The 19,437-nt window shown below is 65.8% G+C and carries 19 protein-coding genes and 1 pseudogene; 17 read left to right on the top strand and 3 right to left on the bottom strand.

From position 1 onward, the window contains the following. Positions 1-50 precede the first annotated feature (50 nt). Genes ACQ5DX_RS29040 through ACQ5DX_RS29055 form a run of 4 tightly spaced genes read left to right on the top strand, consistent with a single transcriptional unit; the run spans position 51 to position 4,192 of the window. Positions 51-1,280, top strand: a complete 1,230-nt coding sequence (locus ACQ5DX_RS29040) for an MFS transporter (protein ID WP_430336190.1) — start codon at positions 51-53, stop codon at positions 1,278-1,280. Beyond that, positions 1,277-2,062, top strand: a complete 786-nt coding sequence (locus ACQ5DX_RS29045) for an NADPH-dependent F420 reductase (protein WP_430336191.1) — start codon at positions 1,277-1,279, stop codon at positions 2,060-2,062. The genes ACQ5DX_RS29040 and ACQ5DX_RS29045 overlap by 4 nt, the downstream gene beginning before the upstream one ends. Before the next feature lie 28 nt (positions 2,063-2,090). Further along, a complete protein-coding gene (locus tag ACQ5DX_RS29050) occupies positions 2,091-3,176 on the top strand; it encodes an aldo/keto reductase (protein ID WP_430336192.1) in 1,086 nt (361 codons plus the stop codon). A gap of 44 nt (positions 3,177-3,220) precedes the next feature. After that, the gene (locus ACQ5DX_RS29055; RefSeq protein WP_430336193.1) at positions 3,221-4,192 is read left to right on the top strand and encodes an aldo/keto reductase; all 972 of its coding nucleotides are present in this window, start codon (positions 3,221-3,223) and stop codon (positions 4,190-4,192) included. A 191-nt stretch (positions 4,193-4,383) separates the two neighbouring features. Here the strand turns inward: ACQ5DX_RS29055 and ACQ5DX_RS29060 are convergent, their stop codons facing one another. Continuing rightward, positions 4,384-4,743 (bottom strand): hypothetical protein, encoded by a 360-nt coding sequence (locus tag ACQ5DX_RS29060; RefSeq protein WP_430336194.1) that lies wholly within the window; start codon positions 4,741-4,743, stop codon positions 4,384-4,386. Between the two features lie 366 nt (positions 4,744-5,109). Here ACQ5DX_RS29060 and ACQ5DX_RS29065 point away from each other — a divergent pair, with 366 nt between their 5' ends. The 12 genes from ACQ5DX_RS29065 (at position 5,110) to ACQ5DX_RS29120 (ending at position 17,123) form a co-directional block, all read left to right on the top strand. Then, entirely contained in the window at positions 5,110-5,607 is a 498-nt protein-coding gene (locus ACQ5DX_RS29065) for a DinB family protein (protein ID WP_430336343.1), read from the top strand. A 261-nt stretch (positions 5,608-5,868) separates the two neighbouring features. Next, entirely contained in the window at positions 5,869-6,285 is a 417-nt protein-coding gene (locus tag ACQ5DX_RS29070; RefSeq protein WP_430336195.1) for a hypothetical protein, read from the top strand. 586 nt (positions 6,286-6,871) lie between these two features. Continuing rightward, positions 6,872-7,390, top strand: a complete 519-nt coding sequence (locus ACQ5DX_RS29075; protein ID WP_430336196.1) for a hypothetical protein — start codon at positions 6,872-6,874, stop codon at positions 7,388-7,390. A 574-nt stretch (positions 7,391-7,964) separates the two neighbouring features. After that, the gene (locus ACQ5DX_RS29080; protein WP_430336197.1) at positions 7,965-9,146 is read left to right on the top strand and encodes a competence protein CoiA family protein; all 1,182 of its coding nucleotides are present in this window, start codon (positions 7,965-7,967) and stop codon (positions 9,144-9,146) included. A gap of 105 nt (positions 9,147-9,251) precedes the next feature. Next, positions 9,252-10,022, top strand: coding sequence for a FadR/GntR family transcriptional regulator (locus ACQ5DX_RS29085; RefSeq protein ID WP_430336198.1), 771 nt, complete (start codon positions 9,252-9,254; stop codon positions 10,020-10,022). Positions 10,023-10,030: 8 nt separating this feature from the next. Further along, positions 10,031-10,873: a sterol desaturase family protein gene (locus ACQ5DX_RS29090; RefSeq protein ID WP_430336199.1), complete on the top strand. Its 843-nt coding sequence runs from the start codon at positions 10,031-10,033 to the stop codon at positions 10,871-10,873. A 118-nt stretch (positions 10,874-10,991) separates the two neighbouring features. Next, positions 10,992-11,885, top strand: a complete 894-nt coding sequence (locus ACQ5DX_RS29095) for an NADP-dependent oxidoreductase (protein ID WP_430336200.1) — start codon at positions 10,992-10,994, stop codon at positions 11,883-11,885. A gap of 45 nt (positions 11,886-11,930) precedes the next feature. Next, the gene (locus tag ACQ5DX_RS29100; RefSeq protein WP_430336201.1) at positions 11,931-13,934 is read left to right on the top strand and encodes a YhgE/Pip family protein; all 2,004 of its coding nucleotides are present in this window, start codon (positions 11,931-11,933) and stop codon (positions 13,932-13,934) included. Between the two features lie 5 nt (positions 13,935-13,939). Next, complete coding sequence (locus ACQ5DX_RS29105) at positions 13,940-14,386, top strand: DUF4345 family protein (RefSeq protein ID WP_430336202.1); 447 nt, start codon at positions 13,940-13,942, stop codon at positions 14,384-14,386. A gap of 448 nt (positions 14,387-14,834) precedes the next feature. Then, positions 14,835-15,671: an alpha/beta hydrolase gene (locus ACQ5DX_RS29110; RefSeq protein WP_430336203.1), complete on the top strand. Its 837-nt coding sequence runs from the start codon at positions 14,835-14,837 to the stop codon at positions 15,669-15,671. Positions 15,672-15,853: 182 nt separating this feature from the next. Continuing rightward, a complete protein-coding gene (locus ACQ5DX_RS29115; RefSeq protein ID WP_430336204.1) occupies positions 15,854-16,039 on the top strand; it encodes a hypothetical protein in 186 nt (61 codons plus the stop codon). Between the two features lie 76 nt (positions 16,040-16,115). Further along, entirely contained in the window at positions 16,116-17,123 is a 1,008-nt protein-coding gene (locus ACQ5DX_RS29120) for an Abi family protein (RefSeq protein ID WP_430336205.1), read from the top strand. A 46-nt stretch (positions 17,124-17,169) separates the two neighbouring features. On the opposite strand, the gene ACQ5DX_RS29125 is transcribed toward ACQ5DX_RS29120, so the two are convergent. Further along, positions 17,170-17,520 (bottom strand): hypothetical protein, encoded by a 351-nt coding sequence (locus ACQ5DX_RS29125; RefSeq protein WP_430336206.1) that lies wholly within the window; start codon positions 17,518-17,520, stop codon positions 17,170-17,172. Positions 17,521-17,527: 7 nt separating this feature from the next. Here ACQ5DX_RS29125 and ACQ5DX_RS29130 point away from each other — a divergent pair. Next, a pseudogene (locus ACQ5DX_RS29130) lies at positions 17,528-18,208 on the top strand (IS30 family transposase); the annotation flags it as partial. 24 nt (positions 18,209-18,232) lie between these two features. Here the strand turns inward: ACQ5DX_RS29130 and ACQ5DX_RS29135 are convergent. Then, the gene (locus ACQ5DX_RS29135; protein ID WP_430336207.1) at positions 18,233-19,312 is read right to left on the bottom strand and encodes an NAD(P)H-dependent flavin oxidoreductase; all 1,080 of its coding nucleotides are present in this window, start codon (positions 19,310-19,312) and stop codon (positions 18,233-18,235) included. Between the last annotated feature and the right edge of the window lie 125 nt (positions 19,313-19,437).

Here is a 19,437-nt window from a genome sequence, read left to right on the forward strand (position 1 = left end):
ATCTGGGAAACGGATATTTCTATCCGATCTACACGCCGAAAGGACTCTTCGTGGCTTCCGCCCCCACCTTCACACCCGCGACCGACGCCGGATCGTCTGCGCCGTCGAAGTTGCCGCCGGTGGTTTACCTCCTCGGCGCGGTCGCGTTCCTTATGGGTACGACCGAGCTCATCGTTGCCGGACTCCTCCCGCAGGTCGCCGACGCACTGTCGGTGACCCACGGGCAGGCCGGACTGCTGGTGACGGTGTTCGCCGTCGGCATGATCGTCGGCGCACCTGTGATGGCGATGGCCACGCTGCGTCTGCCTCCGCGAGCGACCTTGGTAGCGGCGCTGCTCGTGTTTGCCGCCGGCCACCTGGTCTCCGCACTGTCCGACAGCTTCTCGGTCCAGCTGGCGGCCCGCTTCGTCTCCGCCGTCGCGACCGGGACATTTTGGGCGGTGGGCGCGGTCCTGGCCACAGCCGCCGCCGGCCGCGCGTCCAGCGCGAGGGCCACCGCCGTGATGATCGGCGGCCTGACATTGGCGAACGTGCTGGGCGTACCAATCGGCACCGCGCTGGGGCAGTGGCTCGGCTGGCGCGGCCCGTTCTGGGTGCTCGCCGCTCTCGCGGCCGTTGCTGCTGTCGTACTCGCGCTGCGCCTACCGAAGGCTCGCAACGCCGCGACGACGTCACTGCGTGCCGAGCTGCGCTCACTCCGGCACGGCAGGTTGTGGCTGATCTACCTGGCTTGCGCTCTGATCCCGGGGTCGTTTATCGCCGCCTACAGCTACATCGCGCCCCTGCTCACCGAACGCGCGGGCCTGGCCGAGGTCGCGGTACCGATCGTCATGCTCGGTTACGGGCTGGCCACCCTCGCCGGCACCGCCTTCGGCGGCAAGGTCGGTGATCGGAGCCCGTTTGGTGCGGCCCTTCCCGCCGTCGCGCTCATCGCAGTGATCCTCGCTGCGCTCACCGTGTGGGGCGAGAATCCGATCGCCGCGGTCGTGCTGTTCGTACTACTCGGCCTGGTCGCGATGGTGGCCCAGCCGATCCTCATCTCCCAGGCACTCGGTCAGGCGGGCGAGACCCACACTCTCGCCGTCGCATTGAGTACGGCAGCACTCAACGTCGGCATCGCCACCGGCTCCTGGCTCGGGGGCGTCGTCCTCGCCTCGAGCCTCGGGCTTGCGGCACCCACGCTGCTAGGTGCCGGCATCGCGGTCGCCGCAGTGATCGTCCTGGCCCTGGTCGCTACAACCCGCGTCCGCACCAACCCAACCGAAAGGACACCCGAATGACCGCCAAGCTCGGATTGATCGGCGCAGGCATGATCAACACCCAGATTGCGCACCTGGCCACCCGTGTCGGTATCAATGTGATGCTCAGCAACACCCGCGGCCCGGAATCGCTCCAAGACCTCGTCGACGAACTCGGCCCCCACGCCCAGGCAGGCACGATCGCTGACGCCGCCGCGTTCTCCGACCTCGTCAGCGTCAGCATCCCGTTCGGTGCCTACGCCTCGCTCCCCGCCGATGCGCTGGCGCGGAAGATCGTCATCGACACCATGAACTACTACCCGGGCCGCGACGGGGACTTCCCCGAGGTCGCCGAGCGGACGATCACCACCAGCGAGCTACTCCAGCAGCACCTGCCCGACGCGAACGTCGTCAAGGCGCTGCACAACCTCGACGCACTGCACCTGCTGAACGGTGCGCGCCCCGACAACCGGCAGAACCGCTGGGCGCTGCCGGTCGCCGGCGATGACCAGACCGCCAAGAACCGTGTGATCGAGCTGCTCGACCAGATCGGCTACGACGGCGTCGACTGCGGCACCCTCGCCGACTCCTGGCGCATCGAGGCCGATACCCCCATCTACGTCAACCCCTACGTCGGACCCACCCCAGACGGCCTGACCCTCGACGAACAGATCGACTGGTACGCCACGGACACCGCCGCAGTCGTCACTCGCGCCGACGTCGAGCGCATGGCCGCCGAAGCCACACGCAAGGCGCCTGCCGGCGGCCGCCCGACCAGCCTGCACCGGGCCTGGACCGGCTACCTCGCCCGGCTGCACTCCTGACACCGGCAACCCGAAAGGAATCCCTCGGATGACACTCGACCACTACATCACCCTCGGCCGCTCAGGACTGCGCGTGAGCCCGTTCTCCCTCGGCACCATGACCTTCGGCGAGGACCTGGGCTGGGGCTCGACGGCCGAAGAGTCGACCGCGATCATCGACCGCTACCTCGAACTCGGCGGCAACTTCCTCGACACCGCCAACGGCTACACCAAGGGCCACTCGGAGAAGATCATCGGCGACCACCTTGGCCACGACAAAGCCAAACGCGACCGGGTCGTGATCGCCACAAAGTTCAGCTCCAACCTGTTCCCCGGCGACCCGAACGCTGGCGGTTCCAACCGCAAGGCGATCCTCGGTCAAGTCGAGGAGTCGCTGCGCCGCCTGCGGACTGACTACATCGACCTGTACTGGCTGCACAACTGGGACAAGCACACGCCGATCGAGGAAACTATGTCGGCGCTCGACACCCTCGTGCGCGACGGGAAGGTCAGGTATCTGGGCATCTCGGATACTCCGGCATGGAAGACCGCGCAGGCACAGCTGATCGCACAGTTCCGCGGCTGGGAGCCGATCACCGCGATCCAGATCGAGTACAACCTCACCGAACGCACCAGCGAGGGCGAACTCATCCCGATGGCCCACGAACTCGGCATCGGCGTCGCACCGTGGTCACCGCTCGACGGCGGCCTGCTCACCGGCAAGTACACCCGAGAGGACCGCGAGCCGGCCGACTCCAAGCGTGCCCCCATCGTTTCCGCGGCACTGACGGACACAAAGCTCGACATCATCGACGTGCTCGTGCGCATCGCCGATGAGACCAGCGCGACGCCCGCCCAAATCGCACTGGCCTGGGTACAGGGCCGTCCGGGCGTGGGCTCGACCATCATCGGGGCCCGCACCCTCGAACAGCTCGAGGAGAACGTTGCCGCGTTGGAGGTGACGCTCACCGACGCGCAACGGGCAGAATTGGACGAGGTCAGCACCCCCATCCTGCCGTTCCCGCTGCCGTTCCTGGCTGGCACGCCCGGCCTGCACTTCCCGGACGCGACCGTCAACGGCATCACCGGCGGGCATCACCCGTTCATCCCGCGCGACCACAGCGACCACTACTGAGCAGGCACGCCCCATCCGCGTTCCGCGACGAGAGGACACGAAGCATGCGCACACGAACCATAGGAAACCTGGACGTCTCCGCAGTCGGCCTGGGGGTCATGGGTTTCAGCCACGGCTACGGCCCCAGCGTCGGCGACGACGAGGCCCTCGACCACATCCGGAAGGCCTACGAGCTGGGATGCGCCTTCTTCGACACCGCCGAGGGCTACGGCGCCGGCCACAACGAGGAACTCCTCGGACGAGCCCTCGCCCCGATCCGCGACCAAGTCGTGATCGCGACGAAGTTCTTCCTCCCTGGCCCGCTCAGCCCAGACGAACTGCACCGGCAGATCCGTCAGCACCTCGAAGCGTCGCTCACGCGACTGGGCACCGACCACGTGGAGCTGTACTACCAACACCGCGTGCCTAACTCGATCCCCGTCGAGGACGTCGCCTCAGTGATGGGCGAACTCATCACCGAGGGCAAGATCGGCGGCTGGGGCCAATCGCAGTCCACCGCTGACCAGATCCGCCGCGCCCACGCGGTCACGCCGCTGACGGCGGTGCAGTCCGAATATTCGATGATGGAGCGGATGTTCGAGGCCGAGGTCATCCCGGCCTGCGGCGAGCTCGGCATCGGTTTCATGCCGTTCAGCCCACTCGGCGCTGGGTTCCTCTCCGGCAAGTACACCGCCGACCAGTCCTACACCGGCGACGATGTGCGCCGGGTCATCACCCGGTTCGATCCTGAGAACGTGCGCGCCAACCAGCCACTGCTGGACCTACTCGCCGCGTACGCCGAGGCGAAGAGCGCGACCCCGGCGCAGATCTCCTTGGCCTGGATGCTGCACAAGTTCGATTTCCTCGTGCCGATCCCGGGATCTCGCAAACTCGAGTGCATCGAGGAGAATCTCGGCGCGGCTGAGATCGACCTGACCGACGACGAATTCAACCGCATCGAGGCCGAGCTCGATTCCATCACGATCCACGGCAACCGCACCGACGCCGACATCGCCAAGCTGCAGAACATGGATTGAGATCGCGACGCCGCCACGGTAGGCCAGCGAGACCCAGTGCACCGAGGACGCCGGCGCGTCCTCTGCAGCATCGACACCTCAACCCCCGTATGGCCGCTTCACCTTCCACGTGTCCTGGGCACGCTGCCGCACGTACATTCGCCGATAATCTAGATTATGTCATTTACGCTGGTAGGGAGCAGGTTATCGACTCACCACATCGACAGCTGACCGCCGCCATCCCCTGACCGGCGACGCCGTTTCGGCGTCTCTGGCGGCTCGGCGGCGTTCTCGTCCGCGAGGATCCCGGCACGCCCGGCACGCTCGATCTCCGAACGCGGGTCAACGCCGGCGGCCCGTGCGATCGCGATCTTCACCCGCGCCCGGTGTGCGAGCTCGGCGCGGCCGCTGTCGGTGTCACGGGCCGCCCACGCCTGTTGCCACGCATCCGAGCCGGGCTGCGGCGCTCCCAGCACGGTGTCGGTGGCCCGCTCGAGCAGGACGTCGATCTTCTCCGCGACCGCATCGGCGGCCTCGGTGATCGCCTCGGGTGGCACTTCCCTCGCGCCCATACCGCGCAGTGTAGGTCGCAATGCTGACTTTGTCGGTCGGGCCATCGCGAACGGCGTCCTGTTTGACGACGGCGCTGCAGCATCATCGATCAGCGTGTAGCCCCGGATGGATCGAGCTTCTGAGTTACGCTCCCCTCAGGCATTTCCTGATGGGCTTGGGCTCAGCGTTTATGCTGGCCCGCTCTCTGCGCGCCGTGCGCAGTTCTCGCGTCGAGCGGATCGAATGCCCTCCTTCCTCCCGGCCTTCCCCCGACGCCGGGCATTGTGTCCCCTTCTGAGGCCGATCACCTCCGCACCGGCTGTCGCTTTCAGGCCGGGCAATACCTACCGCGGGACTTCAACGAACAACAGAAATGGAGTGAAAGCATGAGTACCTACGGAATTACCAACGGCACCGAGCGAGCGATCATCGAGAACATGCTCGAGCGCAACCGCCAAGCACTCATCGAGACCACACGTGGCCTGTCTGATGCCGATGCTCGCCGACGACTCGTCGCGTCGCTGACGACACCGATCTCATTGATCAAGCATGCCGCTGCCGCGGAACGGATCTGGTTTCAACGGTTTTGGGCAGGACTCGACGAATCCGTATGCGACGGTTATTCGCGCCGCGACGAGGGCACCTTCGCCGTCGCGGATGACGAATCGCTGGCAGACGTCATCGCCGAGTTCGAGCGCGCAAGCCAACGATCGCGTGAGATCGCGGCCGCCTTCGACCTCGACGACACCAAGGGCAACCCCCGCGAGGGAACCGTCAGCATGCGGTGGACGCTACTGACCTTCATCCAGGAGTTTGCCCGGCATGCAGGCCACGGAGACATCCTTCGCGAACAGATTGACACACCTCGTGTGCCCAACTCGTGAAACTCCGGACTCTAGATCGCCTGTTTCACCTCCCCGACCGCTTCGCGTTCGGCGAGGTGGTGTGACTTTCAGCGATATGTGGCGCGGTTCTGACGGACGCAAGTGGCGGAGCTATTGCAGCTACGCTCGTCGACGTCGGATGGACTCGACCAGGTGATTCACGGTCGGGGTCACCCGGTGCGGACGTAGGCTGACAGCATCCTTCGGCCCGTGCCGGGTGTTCGTGACCGGGAGCGGGCCACCAGGCAAGGAGGTCCGCCGATGAGACAACGCCACCGTCTGCTCCGAGCCTCCATCGTCGCCGGAGCCGGCCTAGCACTGCTCTTGGTGGCACAGCCGGCCGCCGCCGCGCCAACCGATACTGTTCTCCCGATTCCCGTCGCCGGGATCAGTGTCGGCGTCACCGGACTCCCGAGTTCCGGTTACTTCTATCTGACCGCCACGACCGACCCTGACACTCCGGGAGTGACCCGCTTGGGGCCGTACACCGGTGTCCACGTCCACTGGCGAAACATCTCCACCGGTGCGGCGGGTGTCGCCTACCTCGACAACCGTTACGGCACATCGGTTGTGACCGGTTCCGGGACTGTGATTGCCTCGGTCACCATTCCCCCCGATGGCCCCGGCTACCGGACACTCGCCGCCACGCCCGGCGCCGGCACCTGGACGGTCCCCTGACCGACCCGGAAGGCGCACCAAGACAGGAGGCGATCGAGATGGGCGACTTCCCGTTGATCTACTGGTTCCTGTTCCCACCTTTTCCGACGAGTGGACGCGCGTGTTGATCACCGAGCACGCCCCCTGTTGGATCGGCGGATACTGCCCGCAAGGAGGTGGCTGAAGATGCTCGACGTAACGGAGTTCTGGGGACCACTGGCCCCGCTGGTCGTAGCGGCCGTCGGCTGGCTCGTGTCGATCGGGGTGCTGTGATGGGACTCTGGTGGTATCTCAAGGATCTGCCCCCAGACGTGCGGCGTTGGTTTGCCACTGTCGCGCCCGACCTCTGGTGGGGTCCCGGAGGGAGGTGATGATTGATGATTGCGTACCCATACGACCTCGCCTGGTGGGGACCACTCGTACCTGCGGTGATCGCCTTCGTTGACTTCCTGAACCGCCTACTCCCGGGTAAGGAGTGACTGGGCAATGGGCGACACCTTCTGGTTCCTCCCGTTGCCGTTCGACACCCTGCGATGGCTGGCTGCGACCTATCCATGCCTGGTCGACGTCCGGCGCAGGTGTATTCCTGGGTAACCACCCTGGCACCATGTACGCAATGTCGAAGGAATGGCCGAGGTCGTCGTCGGCTTCGGGGATGGGCCGGACCCCCATCGGTCCGCCGATCGGGGTGTTTCTCTCGGTAGACGTCGATCTGGCGTTGCGGGCGATCGCGGAACCGTTCGGGCAACGACGGCGTAGTGCGGTGATCCGGGTCGCGATTCGCCGGCTCCTGGCCAACCAGCGGGGCTTGGACGCGGCTGTGCGTCTGCGCGAGGACAATCGGGCGACGCGGCCGTCGTTCGAGGCGGTGGTGAATATGCACCTCGACAAGCCGACGACCACCGAGCTCGACCGTCTCGCCGCACGGCACGGCACGACGCGGGCGGAGATCACGCGGATCGCAGTCGACCGGCTTCTCCTCGAGCTCGCCGAGCTCCGGCTTACCGGCACGCCGTTCGACATCGAGACCGCGGTCAACGCCGAGATCTTCAACGGCACCGCGAACCGGGATCGGCTCATCGCGCGCCGGCAACGCCGCGAAGCCGCCCGCCAAACGACATCCTGACCTCGTGTGACAATCCCCCGGTGACTTCGAGAACGCGCCAACTGCTCACCGGACTAGCGGTCGTGGCCATCGTCCTGATCGTTGGTGGAGTCGCGTTCGATCGTCATGAGACGCGTGCCTATTCGCAGTGCATGGACACGATGAGAGTCCTCCGTGATGCCCCTCAACCGCCGGTCGACCCAGAAGTTGTTGTCAGTGTGTCGTTGCCCCAGGCCTGTGAGGACGCGAACCGTGTCGGCTTCGCTGTGGCTGGGATCGGCGCCGTGCTCCTGGCGGCCGCGGCGATCGTGTGGTGGGCGCGTCGGCGGGCGGCCGAGCCCGGGTGGGAGTGACTACGCCGCGGGAATCCCCGACGGGAAGGCTGCAGCCCGAGTCCGGCATCGAAGGATGCGTCGACGATCGGCCCAGCGGACCGAGCTCGCCCCATCGACGTCATGATGTAGCGCCGTCAGGAGGAATAGGTCATTTCGCCCTATTTCGCCTGCCTGTCGGGATTACTGTCTCGGGAAGCACCGATGCGGGCACCTCCGTCCCGGCGCACTGCTGCGCGGGCCCCGACGACCTAAGGAAAGATATGAGCGAAAGCTGTTCCGAGTCAGCGGTTTTCCTCCTAGGTTCTCAGGGAATCGTTTTGGGAGCTATCGATGGTCCTTCTGGCCGAACGCTGAAAGCTCTTCCTTCGGATCGGATCGCGGCGCGCGCGCTGAAGCGGCAGCATACGTTCTGGTGCAGTACCGATTACGGTGGGTGCGGGACAAAACTGGTCCCCGCAATAGGCGAACACAACAAGCCGCACCTTCGGCATCCACCGGGTGCACCTTGCGCGATGATCGACCACGTCGAGCCGATCGTGCACGCGTGGATCCAGCAGCGCCTGCAGGAGTGGCTGCGCAACCAGGGCATTTCAGCGCGGACCGAGCAGATACTCGATTCGGGTGCGCGCACCGACATCGGATTTCACTTCGGGCGGGAGGAACGCCTCCATGCGATCGAAGTACAGCTCACCCCGATGCCGGTGCAAGAGTGGGAAGACCGCACCAGCCGCTACCTCCGCGATGTCGCTCACCTCAGTTGGCTGTTCGGCACGAACGTAGACGACCTCGCCGCCGTAGAAGCAAACGGTCCACGAGGAAAGTCGCTTCGCGTCGAGGTCGCCGGTGTCGAACTCGACGTAGCCCTCACTGCGCAAACCCCATACGGCGATACCGGACTCCTGCCGCTGAGCGAATGGACCTACCACAGCAGCGGATTCGCGCACCCGAAGCTCACCGAGCTGGAACGTCGTTCCGCGCAACGACGCCGACAAGAAGAGGAGCGGCGCCGGCAAGAAGAGGCCGCCCGGGCGCGGGAGTCCATCCGGCGCCGCGCCCCCGATGCGCAAAGGCATCTGGACAGTCTCTGGTCTCCACCGATCTCCGAACGCATCCCGCGCCGGCTCCTGTGGGAGGCACACCCCGAGATGCACGTACTACTGTCTGGCCACGAACTACGGGAAGGTGGCTTCGCTTGGGTGACGGACCTCCCGGAAGATGAACGGCTCGAGGTCTCTTGGTTGTTGTACTCAGTGCTCGAGCTGAGTATTGCTGGCACCACGGACGATATTTCTCTGTACCACGGATGCCCAGAAGAGCTTCGGCACCGCGCTTTCACCCAGCTCGCCGAGAACAAGCACCTCGAACTGGTCGGCAACAACCGATGGATCCGAGATGCACGCCCCACTCTCGCTCAGCACCCGCTGTCCCAGCCGTGCCCGTAGACCGATTTCGACCGGCAACATCTACTGGTCGGCAGTCAGCCCAACCCCTGCACCCCCCGCCTCCCATCCCTTACACGCGAACGAAGCACCCCTCTCGAATGTGACGTGCATCACTGGTACAACCAGTTGAACTGTAGCCGTCTGGGGGCGACGATGGGTCGCATGGAAATCGCCCCCATCGTCCGGACCCCCATTTCCGACACCGTGTACAGCCGGCTCGTCGACGAGATCCTGTCCGGACGACTGGCCCCTGGGCAGTCGATGCCGTCAGAACGGGAACTGGCGCTTGCCTTCCAGGTAAATCGGCACGCCATCCGTGAAGCGCTCAAACGAGTCCGCCAGGCTGGGCTGGTCCAGATCAGCCACGGGGGCAAGACCGTGGTGCTGAACTGGCGAGAAAACGCGGGGCTGGAAGCGCTCAGCGCGCTCGTCGCGGCCGGGGCGGTGCCGCCGCGCGAGGTGATGCGCGATGTCGCGGTGATGCGCCGATCCACCGGCGCCGACGCCGCACGGCTGTGCGCGCTCAACGCCTCCGACGAAGACCTCGGCCGGGTCGCTACCGCGGCACGCGCCTATCCGGTGAACGGCACCGGCGCCGAGATCGGCGACGCCGATCACGCATTCTGGGTCGCCGTGATCGAGGGATCGGGGAACCTCGCTTACCGTCTCGCGCTCAACACCCTGGTCACAGCGTTCCTCGATATCGGGCTGCCGCTCATTCAGGACCTGGGTGCGGCCGAGTTCACCGACCGGGACGCGCACATCGCACTCGCCGAGGCCATCGTTGCCCGCGACGGCGAGCTCGCGCACCAGCACGCCGAGCAGCTGCTGAGCCATTTCGTTTCCGCATTTACCCCCGAACTGCCCGAGGAGTAGCGCCTGTCATGTTCGACCTTGTCTTGCATGCCGTCCCGTTCTTCGTGGCGTTTGTTGCGTTGGAAGCGGCATCCTTCTACTTCCTGCCCGATGACGATGAAGTTGGGTACGAACTTCGCGATACCCGCACCAGCATCACGATGGGCATCGGTAACGCGGTGATCGGAATCGGCTGGAAACTGGTGGTACTGATCACCTACACCGCCGTGTACATGATGTCGCCTTTCCACCTTTCGGCCAGTAGTCCGCTGACGTGGATAGCGTTGTTCGTTGCCGACGACTTCGTCTACTACTGGTTCCACCGCACCCATCACACAATCCGCGTGTTCTGGGCCAGCCACGTCGTGCACCACTCGAGTGAGCGTTACAACCTGTCCACCGCTGTACGTCAGACGTGGACTCCGTTCACCTCGCTGCCGTTCTGGTTGCCGTTGGCCTTCCTCGGGTTCGCGCCGTGGATGATTCTGTTGCAGCAGGCGATCAGCCTGGTGTACCAGTTCTTCATTCACACCGAACGGGTCGGAAAACTTTGGCGGCCCATCGAATTCGTCATGAATACCCCCTCCCACCATCGAGTGCATCACGGTTCGAACGCCCAGTACCTGGACCGCAACTACGGCGGCATTCTCATCGTCTGGGACCGACTGTTCGGCACCTTCGAACCCGAGGGCGAACGAGTTCGCTACGGGCTGACCAAGAACATCCACACCTACAACCCACTACGGGTGGCCACCCACGAGTACGCCGCGATATGGCGTGATCTCCGCAGTGCCGACACCTGGCGGGCACGGCTGGGCTACACGTTCAAAGGCCCCGGATGGAGTCCGAACCCCGAACCCGGTGTCCTCTAGGGGCCATCCGCAACCACCACCAGTGCCGAATCGGCCCGGCCACACGCTGGTGCCCACAGCCGCGTCAACGCCGCGCGATTGCTCGCGCGGTGATGCCCGACAACGGAGTCGATGAACCTTGAAAGCTGTCACCTACGCCGTCTACGGCGGCCCTGACGTCCTGGAACTGCATGACGTTCCGGTTCCCGCGCCCGACCGCGGACAGGTTCTCGTCCGGGTTCGCGCTGCCGCCGTCAACCCGGCCGATTGCAAGATCCGGTCCGGAGCATGGGGTACGACACGGCCGCTACCGGCCGTCCCCGGCCTCGACGTCGCCGGAGTGGTCGAGGCGGTCGGCGCGGATGCCGAATTCGTGATCGGCGACGAGGTATTCGGTCATGCTGTCGGTGGTTCCTACGCGGAGTACGCGCTCGCCTCGACGGTGGCGATCAAACCCGCCGAGCTGGACTGGGACAGTGCGGTCGCTATCCCGACCTCCGGCGCGGCCGCACTGCGCGCACTGAATCTGCTCGACCTCACCGCCGGCGACACCCTGCTCGTCAACGGCGCCGCCGGCAATGTCGGCACCTTCGCCGTGCAACTGGCGCGACGCGCCGGCATCACCGTGATCGGGACCTGCTCGCCGGCCCACCACGACAGTCTGCGTCAGCTCGGCGTCATCCCCACGAACTACGGTGCCGGCCTGATCGAACGCGTGCGCGCCCTCGCTCCCCGCGGCATCGACGCCGCGCTCGATGCCGCGGGGCACGGATTCTGGCGCGCCGCACTGAAATTGGGAACCCCGCCTCAGCAGATCGTCACCCTGGTGGACGGCGATGCCGAGCAGGCCGGGATCACCTATTCCACCAAGGCCCATCACAGCGCAGCGCAACTATCCGAACTCGCAGCCCTCATCGCCGACGGTGTACTCGTCCTCCCACCTCCGCGACGGTTCCCCCTCACCGACGCCGGCGCTGCCCACGAAGCCAGCGAACACGGCCACGGCCGAGGAAAGATCGTCATCAATCCCTGAGCCGGCACACCCGCCCGCCCACGTATTCCGGTCCATCGTCACGTGATGGCATGGCTCATCAGTCCGGGTCCCGATGCTGACCCCGGAGCCGATGACGATCAGCCGCAGCCCTGCGGATCTCTAACCGCGTTCACCGGCGCCGCCCGCGCCCCGGTCCTCACCGAGGAGCTCTGCACCGTGTCCATATCTACCACTGGTGAGGCCGGCGCGTCAGCGCGCCGGACTCACGTCGCCCGTACGGTTCTGGCGGTCCTCGTCATAGCCCCGCTCTCGATCTCCGCCTTCTATATGTGGGCGCTATGGAATCCCGGAGACACGTTGAACCGGCTGCCGGTCGCGATCGTGAACTCGGACGTGGGTGCGAACCTCGACGGAACGCACATCCAAGCAGGCGACGACGTTGTCACCGCACTCGTGCAGAGCCACGACGTGAACTGGAAGGTGGTCACGCCCGAACAAGCCCGGCAGGGCGTCGATGATGGCACCTACTACTTCTCCGTGGTGATCCCGGAGACGTTCAGCGCCGACATCGCCAGTGCCGCGAGCGGCAACGGCCGCAAGGCGCAGCTCGACGTCGTCTACAACGACTACAACAGCCTCGTCGCGACGCCGGTCGGGCAGAGCGTCGTGGCGCAGGTGCGCTCGGCAGTCTCGGAGTCCATCGGCCAGCAGTCCATCGACCAGGTCCTCGTCGGTCTCGGCAGTCTCGGGAAAGGCATGGGCGAGGCCGCCGCCGGCGCCCGGCAACTCTCGAACGGTACGACGGAAGCCCGAACTGGCACCGACCAGCTCTACGCCGGCGGCCAGGAGCTCTCGACGGGGCTCGGCGACGCCAACCGCGGTGGCAAGGAACTCGCATCGGGTGCCGGGGAGCTGGCAACCGGTGCGGATCAGGCTGAGGCCGGATCCGGCGAGCTGAACACCGGGCTGAAGCAGCTCGTCGGCGGCACCGACCAACTCGGGTACGGTGCACGGCAGATCAGCGAAGTCGTCGACATGGTGACCGGCCCGGTGCTGGGCATCATCGGCGAGCGGGGCGACGTCGCGGCCCAGCTCATCCATCTGCGCGACGGCGCGCGCGAACTCGCCCGGCAGCTCACCGACCCCACCGCCGACTACCGCGGCGGCCTGCTGGCCGCCAGCGTCGGCGCCGGCGAACTGAACACCGGCCTCGGGCAGCTGTCCCAGGGCGCACACCAGCTGAGTGCAGGCGCGAACGAGCTGTCGTCCGGCCTCGGCCAACTCGACGCCGGCGGCATGCAGCTCCGCAACGGCCTGGGCGAACTCTCCACCGGCATGGGTCAACTCGACGCCGGCAGCACCGAACTCGCGACCGGACTCACCGACGGCGCCACGATGGTGCCGCACTTCACCGACGATCAGCGCACCACCACCGCAGGCCTGCTGTCGGCGCCTGTCGCAGTCGACCAGAAGGTCAACTATCCGGCCGCTGGCTTCGGCCCGGGTGCCGTACCCGCCGTCATGTCAGTGCTGTTGTTCCTGATCGGCATCCTCATCTGGTTCGTCGTCCGCCCGCGGTGTGGCCGTCCCCAGCGTGTGCACGGCAGCATCATCCGGGACGGCCTGCGCCGCTACCGGATTCCGGCGCTCGTGACACTAGTCGCCGCTCTGGTGGCCTCGGCGGTCTCACTTATCATCGCCGACGCCGACCCGCCGAGCGTCGCGGCGATGACCGCGGTCATGATCGTGATCGGCGCCGCGGCAGTGGCGTCCGGGCGCCAATACACCGCCGTCTTCGGCGCGGTCAACGGCACCTTCGTAGCGTTGGGAGCGTTGATGATCCAGATCTTCGCGTTCGGCGGCGTGTATCCGATCGAGCAGATGCCCGCGCCGCTGCGGTGGATACACTCGCTGATGCCGCTGACCTGGGCGCACAATGCCATCCGCATGGTGCTCGTCGGCTCCTACGGACCGCGCTTCTGGACCGCGGCCGCCTCACTCGTGGGCCTCGTAGTCGTCGCCGTGGCGTCCACTATCTGGTGGCGTCGACAGCAGCGCAATGTGGCGCTCCCCGGCGGTGACGCGTGATCGCGATGAGTCGTACGATCCGGGCCTACCTGGCCGTGGCCGCAGTCGCTTTCGCGCTGATCGGTGTCAACGCCATGCTCCATCCCGCGGCCGCAGTAGCCGGTATCGGCCTCGGCGCCGACGGAGTCGCGGGACTCAACGAGATCCGCGCCAGCTACGGCGGCCTGCAGCTAGCGATCGCGCTCGTCGCCGCGACGGGACTGGTGTGGCGGCCTGCGCGCCTGCCGGCGCTGGCGGTGAGCACGGTGTTGTGCACCGGAATGGCCCTCGGCCGCCTCGTCAGCCTCGCCGTCGACGGACTGCCCCCTGCGCCCATGCTGCTGTGGCTGAGCCTCGAACTGCTGGCAACGATCATCGGTGCCGCACTCCTACTGCGGAACCGCCACCTCGCCCCGGTCCAACCACACAGCACGCCCAATCTCGGAACCGGCGAAACGACCTCGCCGAACTAGTAAACCCATTGCCACGCAATCACCTTCGTTCACTGAACACCGCGCGGAACACTGTTGCGACGATCGCCCCGCGTGTACGAATCGCCCAGCACGCGACACAACCACCGCGTCGGGGGCTGTTCGTTACCGAACGAGGGCTGAAGCGCTGTCCACCCACCGCAAATGCCCACTGGAAATGGAGGGGCCACCGATCATGACTGGCCACCGATCCCATACCCACGTCGAAGCGCTGCCTGAACCGCCCACCCTGCTCGACCGTGTCGCCGCGATAGGGGCGCGTGCGGCGCTGTCCCTCCCCGAATCGGTGTTGCGAATCGTGGCGGGACCACCGATCAAGCGTGATGGTCAGCAGCTCGCTGCCTCCGCCCAGCTGATCCTGCGGTGCGCACAGGCACTGCCTGACCCTTCGGTGAAGCAGATGCGGGCGCTGGCCCGCCAACGATCCCGAATGCTCAACGCCGCCCACCGCATCCGCACCCACCGACGCGCGCTCACTGTCCCCGGCGCAACCGGCGATCTGGCCGCCCGGCTCTACAGGCCGGCGCACACCACCCGGCCGGACGCACTGCTGGTGTTCTTCCACGGAGGCGGATGGTCCACCGGCGACCTCGACAGCCATGACATGATCTGCGACTTCCTGGCCACCGAAGCCGGCATACAGGTTCTGTCGGTGGAATATCGACTCGCCCCCGAAGAGCGCTTCCCCGCCGCGTACACCGACGCACTCACCGCCTACGACCACATCGTCGCGCACGCAGGCGACTTCGGTGCCGATCCGGCCGCGATCGCTGTCGGCGGCGACAGCGCCGGCGGTAACCTCGCCGCCGCCGTCGCGCAATCAGAAGACCTGGACCCCGACCGGCGCCCTGCCTTCCTCATGCTGCTCTACCCGGCGCTCGACGCGGTCGAACGGCGGCCGTCCATGCAGCTGTTCGGTGAGGGGTTCGGGCTCACCACCGCACTGATGACCCGCTTCTACCAGTTCTACGCACCCGATCCGGCTGTCCACGCCGACCCGCGCCTGTCCCCGCTGCGGGCTACCGACAAATCCATGCTTCCACCCACCTACATTGCCACAGCGGGCTTTGACCTGTTGCGTGATGAAGGCGAGCAATACGCGCAGCAGCTGCACGAAGCAGGCGTCCCGGTGCAGGTTCGCCGACACGCCGACTTGTATCACGGGTTCGCCACCCAAATCAGCATCGAGCCGGCAGCCCGAGATGCGATCGCCGAAGCGGCAGCCGCACTGCGCGCTGGACTCACGATGCATCAGCGGCGCCCTTGACGCTCACGGCGAAGGCCACCCGACCTGCGACGCCCCTTCGTCGTCTCCCGACGGGCTTGCTGGCTCGTTCAGCACCTATAGCGGCTCGCCGCAGCTCCTGCAACTGCTCTCGCCGTCTTCATATATCGCCCCGCAGCAGTGTTTTGCGGCAACACAACCGATGACGTCAGAACATCAGAGCAATGATCAGAATCTGTGCGGGCGACCGTAGTGGCATCGGCGGCGTCGTCGAGCAGGACGTCGGCCTTCTCCGCGACCGCGTCGGCGGCCTCGGCGATCGCCCCGGGGTGACACGGCCGGACGGTGACTTGTCTTCAACAATCGGGCAGGCCTGGATTGATGTGGCCGCAATCACGCCTGCTCCTTGAGGTCTGTGGGCTATCCTGTAACCAACACGGCCAGCCCCTCTGTCGCGCACGCGGCACGGGCTGGTTTTCTGTATGTATGAATGTTCCCTACCTCAAGCCCTGGCTATCGCTCACCGACCAGGTGACTTTGATACAGGCCCGTGGGTTGGGGATCACTGACGTCGACTCTGCCGAGCAAGTTCTGGCAAGCATCGGGTATTACCGGCTCAGTGGTTACTGGTACCCCTATCGTCGATCAGTGCCCGTGCCAACGACGGATCCGAATCAGCTTTCGGCGAATCTCGTCGTTGACGACTTTCGCAGCGGGAGCACATTGCAGCAGGTGGTCGACTTGTACGAGTTCGATCGCGTACTCAAGTTGCTCGTCATGGACGCAATCGAGCGAGTTGAAGTCGCTGTCCGGACCAAGATCGGCTACACGTTGGGGAAGAGGGACCGACACGCCCACCTCAGCCGGAACCATTTGGACCGCAACTTTACCCACAGGCGCACCGGTCAATCTGCGAGCGACCATGACACGTGGAAGCAGAAACTGGCAGCCGCACAGAGTCGTTCGAAAGAGGACTTCGTCCGGCATTTCGCGAGTAGGTACCACGGCCACCTGCCGGTTTGGGTCGCCACCGAGCTGCTGGACTTCGGAGGCCTTTCCTACCTGTACACCGGCATGGTCACCGCCGATCGGAACGAGGTAGCCGCCGACCTCGGTGCATGCGACATCGGTGGCGCTGGCCACGGCAAGATGCTCGCCAACTGGCTCAGGGCCATCAACTACGTGCGGAACATATGCGCTCATCACTCTCGGCTCTGGAATCGCAATATGGTGGACCAGCTCACGCCCCGATATCTGGGGTTGATCCCATCTCTGAACCATGTCGCTGCCGGCGCTCCGCACACCACGAAGCGTGTGTACGGCACACTCTGCGTACTCAAGTACCTGCTCGACCAGATCCAGCCATCCAACGGCGCGGGAGCGTGGAGTTCGGACCTGGTGAGTCACCTCGAGACAGGCTTCGGTTCCTCCGGTTTCTCTGTGCAGGACATGGGGTTTCCAACGAACTGGCGCACAGAAGCCCTATGGAAGTAGGGAACCGCATCACATCAGCCGAGTCCGTTCATCCGGTCTCGGCGACTCACCACATCGACAACTGGCCGTCGCTGCACCCTGGCCGGCGACGCCGCTTCGGCTTCTCTGGCGGCTCGGCAGTCTCCTCCGCGAGGATCCCGGCACGCCTGGCGCGCTCGAGCTCGGGACGCGGGTCCACCCCGGCAGCCCGAGCGATCGCGATCTTCACCCGCGTCCGGTGGGCAATCTCGGCGCGGCCGGCGTCGGTGTCACGGACCGCCCACGCCGCCTGCCACGCATCCGAACCGGGTTGCGGCGCTCCCAACACGGTGTCGGTGGCCCGCTCGAGCAGGACGTCGATCTTCTCCGCGAGCGCCTCGGCAGCCTCAGTGATCGCCTCGGGTGGCACTCCCCTCACGCCCATAGAGTTCCCCGACGATCCCCGGATGCAGGTGAGTGCCGAGACCATCTACCAATCGCTCTACCAGCCCTCGCGCGGCGGACTCGAACGCACCCTCACCCGATCGCTGCGGACCGGCCGAAAGCTGCGTCGACCCAGCCGGAAGGTCGGCCAACGCAAGAACCGAATCCCTGACATGATCAACATCGCCGACCGCCCCGATGAGGTGAAAGACCGTGCAGTTCCGGGCCATTGGGAAGGAGATCTCATCGTCGGCAAGCGGAATCTGAGCGCGATCGGCACCCTCGTCGAACGGGCCACCGGAGTCGTCATGCTCGTGCATCTGCCCGACGGGTACAAGCCCGAGCTCACTGCACCCGCATTGGTCGAGCAACTCGAGACGCTTCCCACGACCCTGCGTCGGACCTTGACGTGGGACCAGGGTTCGGAGATGCGGGACTGGAAGAACGTCGGTGCGGCCACCGGCATCAACATCCATTTCTGCGACCCACACGCCCCTTGGCAGCGCGGGACCAACGAGAACGCGAACGGCATACTCCGTCAGTACTTCCCGAAAGGCTCGGACCTGAGCGTGCACTCGAGAGCAGACCTCGAATCGGTGGCACGTCAACTCAATGAACGCCCCCGGAAACGGCTAGGATTCCGTACGCCCATCGAAGAGATGGAACGTCTGCTGTTGCGATGACCGCCAGAATCCGCCGGTCGCCAATCAGGACTTCGCGGATTCTGGCTCCACTCGGCCGTGGATCGCCGCGAGATGATCGAGCCTTTGCTCGGCGTCGCGGACGATCTGCTCGACGAGGTCGGCCACAGTGGGAAGGTCGTCGATCATCCCGACGACCTGTCCCGAGGCCAAGACTCCGGCCTCCGTGTTGCCGTCGACGAGACCAGCTCGCAACAGCATGGGGCTGTTGGCCGACATCATCAGTTGCGCGAGTGTCCGATCGCCGCTACGCACCAGGGTGATCCCTTCGGAGATCAGTGCGCGCCAGCTGAGCCCGGTCAGTTTGCGGAACCGGACTGTGTTGACGGCCGCGTGCCCGAGCGTGCGCAGACCGCGGGTTTGTTCCAGCGACTGGACCAGTTCGGTCCGCAACACCCGATGCGGGATGCCGTCGACTTTCGTGGTGACCACGGTGTCGTTGAGGCCGCGCGCAAGGTACGCCTTCTTCACCCCGTCAGGAACAGTGCTGTCGCTGGTGAGCAGGAATCGTGTGCCCATTGCGATCCCGGTGGCGCCGTAGGCAAGTGCCGCCGCAAGTCCGCTGCCGTCGAAGAACCCGCCCGAGGCGACAACCGGGATGTCGACCGCCCTGACGACTGACGGCAGCAGCAGGGTGGTCGCGACGCCACCGGTATGACCGCCACCCTCACCGCCTTGCACGATCACCGCGTCGGCACCCCAGCCCGCGACCTTCTCGGCGTGACGCGCAGCGCCGACTGTCGGGACCACCACAATGCCGGCGTCCTTGAACTGGGCGATCATCTCTCGTCGCGGCGCGAGCGCGAAGGAGGCGACGCGCACGCCTTCACGGATCAGCAGCTTGACCCGGGCTTGGGCATCCTCGGCGTCCGCCCGCAGGTTCACCCCGAAAGGAGCATCGGTGCGCTCCTTGACTTCCCGGATCGCCGACTCCAGCTCCGAGTAGGTCATCGTCGCCGACGCGATGATGCCCAACGCGCCCGCACGCGCGGTCGCGGTGACCAGTCGAGCACCCGACACCCACCCCATACCCGTCTGCACGATCGGGTGCTCGATCCCGACCAGCTTCGTGAACCTCGTCTGCATCGCCCATCCCCTCTACACAAGCAAGCACTTGCTTGGTATTCGTACCACAATGTGCGCTGCGGGCGAACTTTGATCGAGTAGTGCGATTGACAGCGGCTTGAGAGGTGTCCTGTTTGGCGGTCGTC

It is taken from the genome of Rhodococcus sp. ACT016 (assembly GCF_050477185.1).
Classification (GTDB): Bacteria; Actinomycetota; Actinomycetes; order Mycobacteriales; family Mycobacteriaceae; genus Prescottella.

What these genes read in the sequence shown, in the direction of transcription:
- ACQ5DX_RS29115 (WP_430336204.1), top strand. Translation starts at nt 15,854, where the DNA reads ATGATCAGAATCTGTGCGGGCGACCGTAGTGGCATCGGCGGCGTCGTC.
- ACQ5DX_RS29135 (WP_430336207.1), bottom strand. Translation starts at nt 19,312, where the DNA reads ATGCAGACGAGGTTCACGAAGCTGGTCGGGATCGAGCACCCGATCGTG.
- ACQ5DX_RS29045 (WP_430336191.1), top strand. Translation starts at nt 1,277, where the DNA reads ATGACCGCCAAGCTCGGATTGATCGGCGCAGGCATGATCAACACCCAG.
- ACQ5DX_RS29065 (WP_430336343.1), top strand. Translation starts at nt 5,110, where the DNA reads ATGAGTACCTACGGAATTACCAACGGCACCGAGCGAGCGATCATCGAG.
- ACQ5DX_RS29080 (WP_430336197.1), top strand. Translation starts at nt 7,965, where the DNA reads ATGAGCGAAAGCTGTTCCGAGTCAGCGGTTTTCCTCCTAGGTTCTCAG.
- ACQ5DX_RS29105 (WP_430336202.1), top strand. Translation starts at nt 13,940, where the DNA reads ATGAGTCGTACGATCCGGGCCTACCTGGCCGTGGCCGCAGTCGCTTTC.
- ACQ5DX_RS29100 (WP_430336201.1), top strand. Translation starts at nt 11,931, where the DNA reads ATGGCATGGCTCATCAGTCCGGGTCCCGATGCTGACCCCGGAGCCGAT.
- ACQ5DX_RS29070 (WP_430336195.1), top strand. Translation starts at nt 5,869, where the DNA reads ATGAGACAACGCCACCGTCTGCTCCGAGCCTCCATCGTCGCCGGAGCC.
- ACQ5DX_RS29090 (WP_430336199.1), top strand. Translation starts at nt 10,031, where the DNA reads ATGTTCGACCTTGTCTTGCATGCCGTCCCGTTCTTCGTGGCGTTTGTT.
- ACQ5DX_RS29050 (WP_430336192.1), top strand. Translation starts at nt 2,091, where the DNA reads ATGACACTCGACCACTACATCACCCTCGGCCGCTCAGGACTGCGCGTG.
- ACQ5DX_RS29120 (WP_430336205.1), top strand. Translation starts at nt 16,116, where the DNA reads ATGAATGTTCCCTACCTCAAGCCCTGGCTATCGCTCACCGACCAGGTG.
- ACQ5DX_RS29075 (WP_430336196.1), top strand. Translation starts at nt 6,872, where the DNA reads ATGTACGCAATGTCGAAGGAATGGCCGAGGTCGTCGTCGGCTTCGGGG.
- ACQ5DX_RS29055 (WP_430336193.1), top strand. Translation starts at nt 3,221, where the DNA reads ATGCGCACACGAACCATAGGAAACCTGGACGTCTCCGCAGTCGGCCTG.
- ACQ5DX_RS29110 (WP_430336203.1), top strand. Translation starts at nt 14,835, where the DNA reads ATGCTCAACGCCGCCCACCGCATCCGCACCCACCGACGCGCGCTCACT.
- ACQ5DX_RS29060 (WP_430336194.1), bottom strand. Translation starts at nt 4,743, where the DNA reads ATGGGCGCGAGGGAAGTGCCACCCGAGGCGATCACCGAGGCCGCCGAT.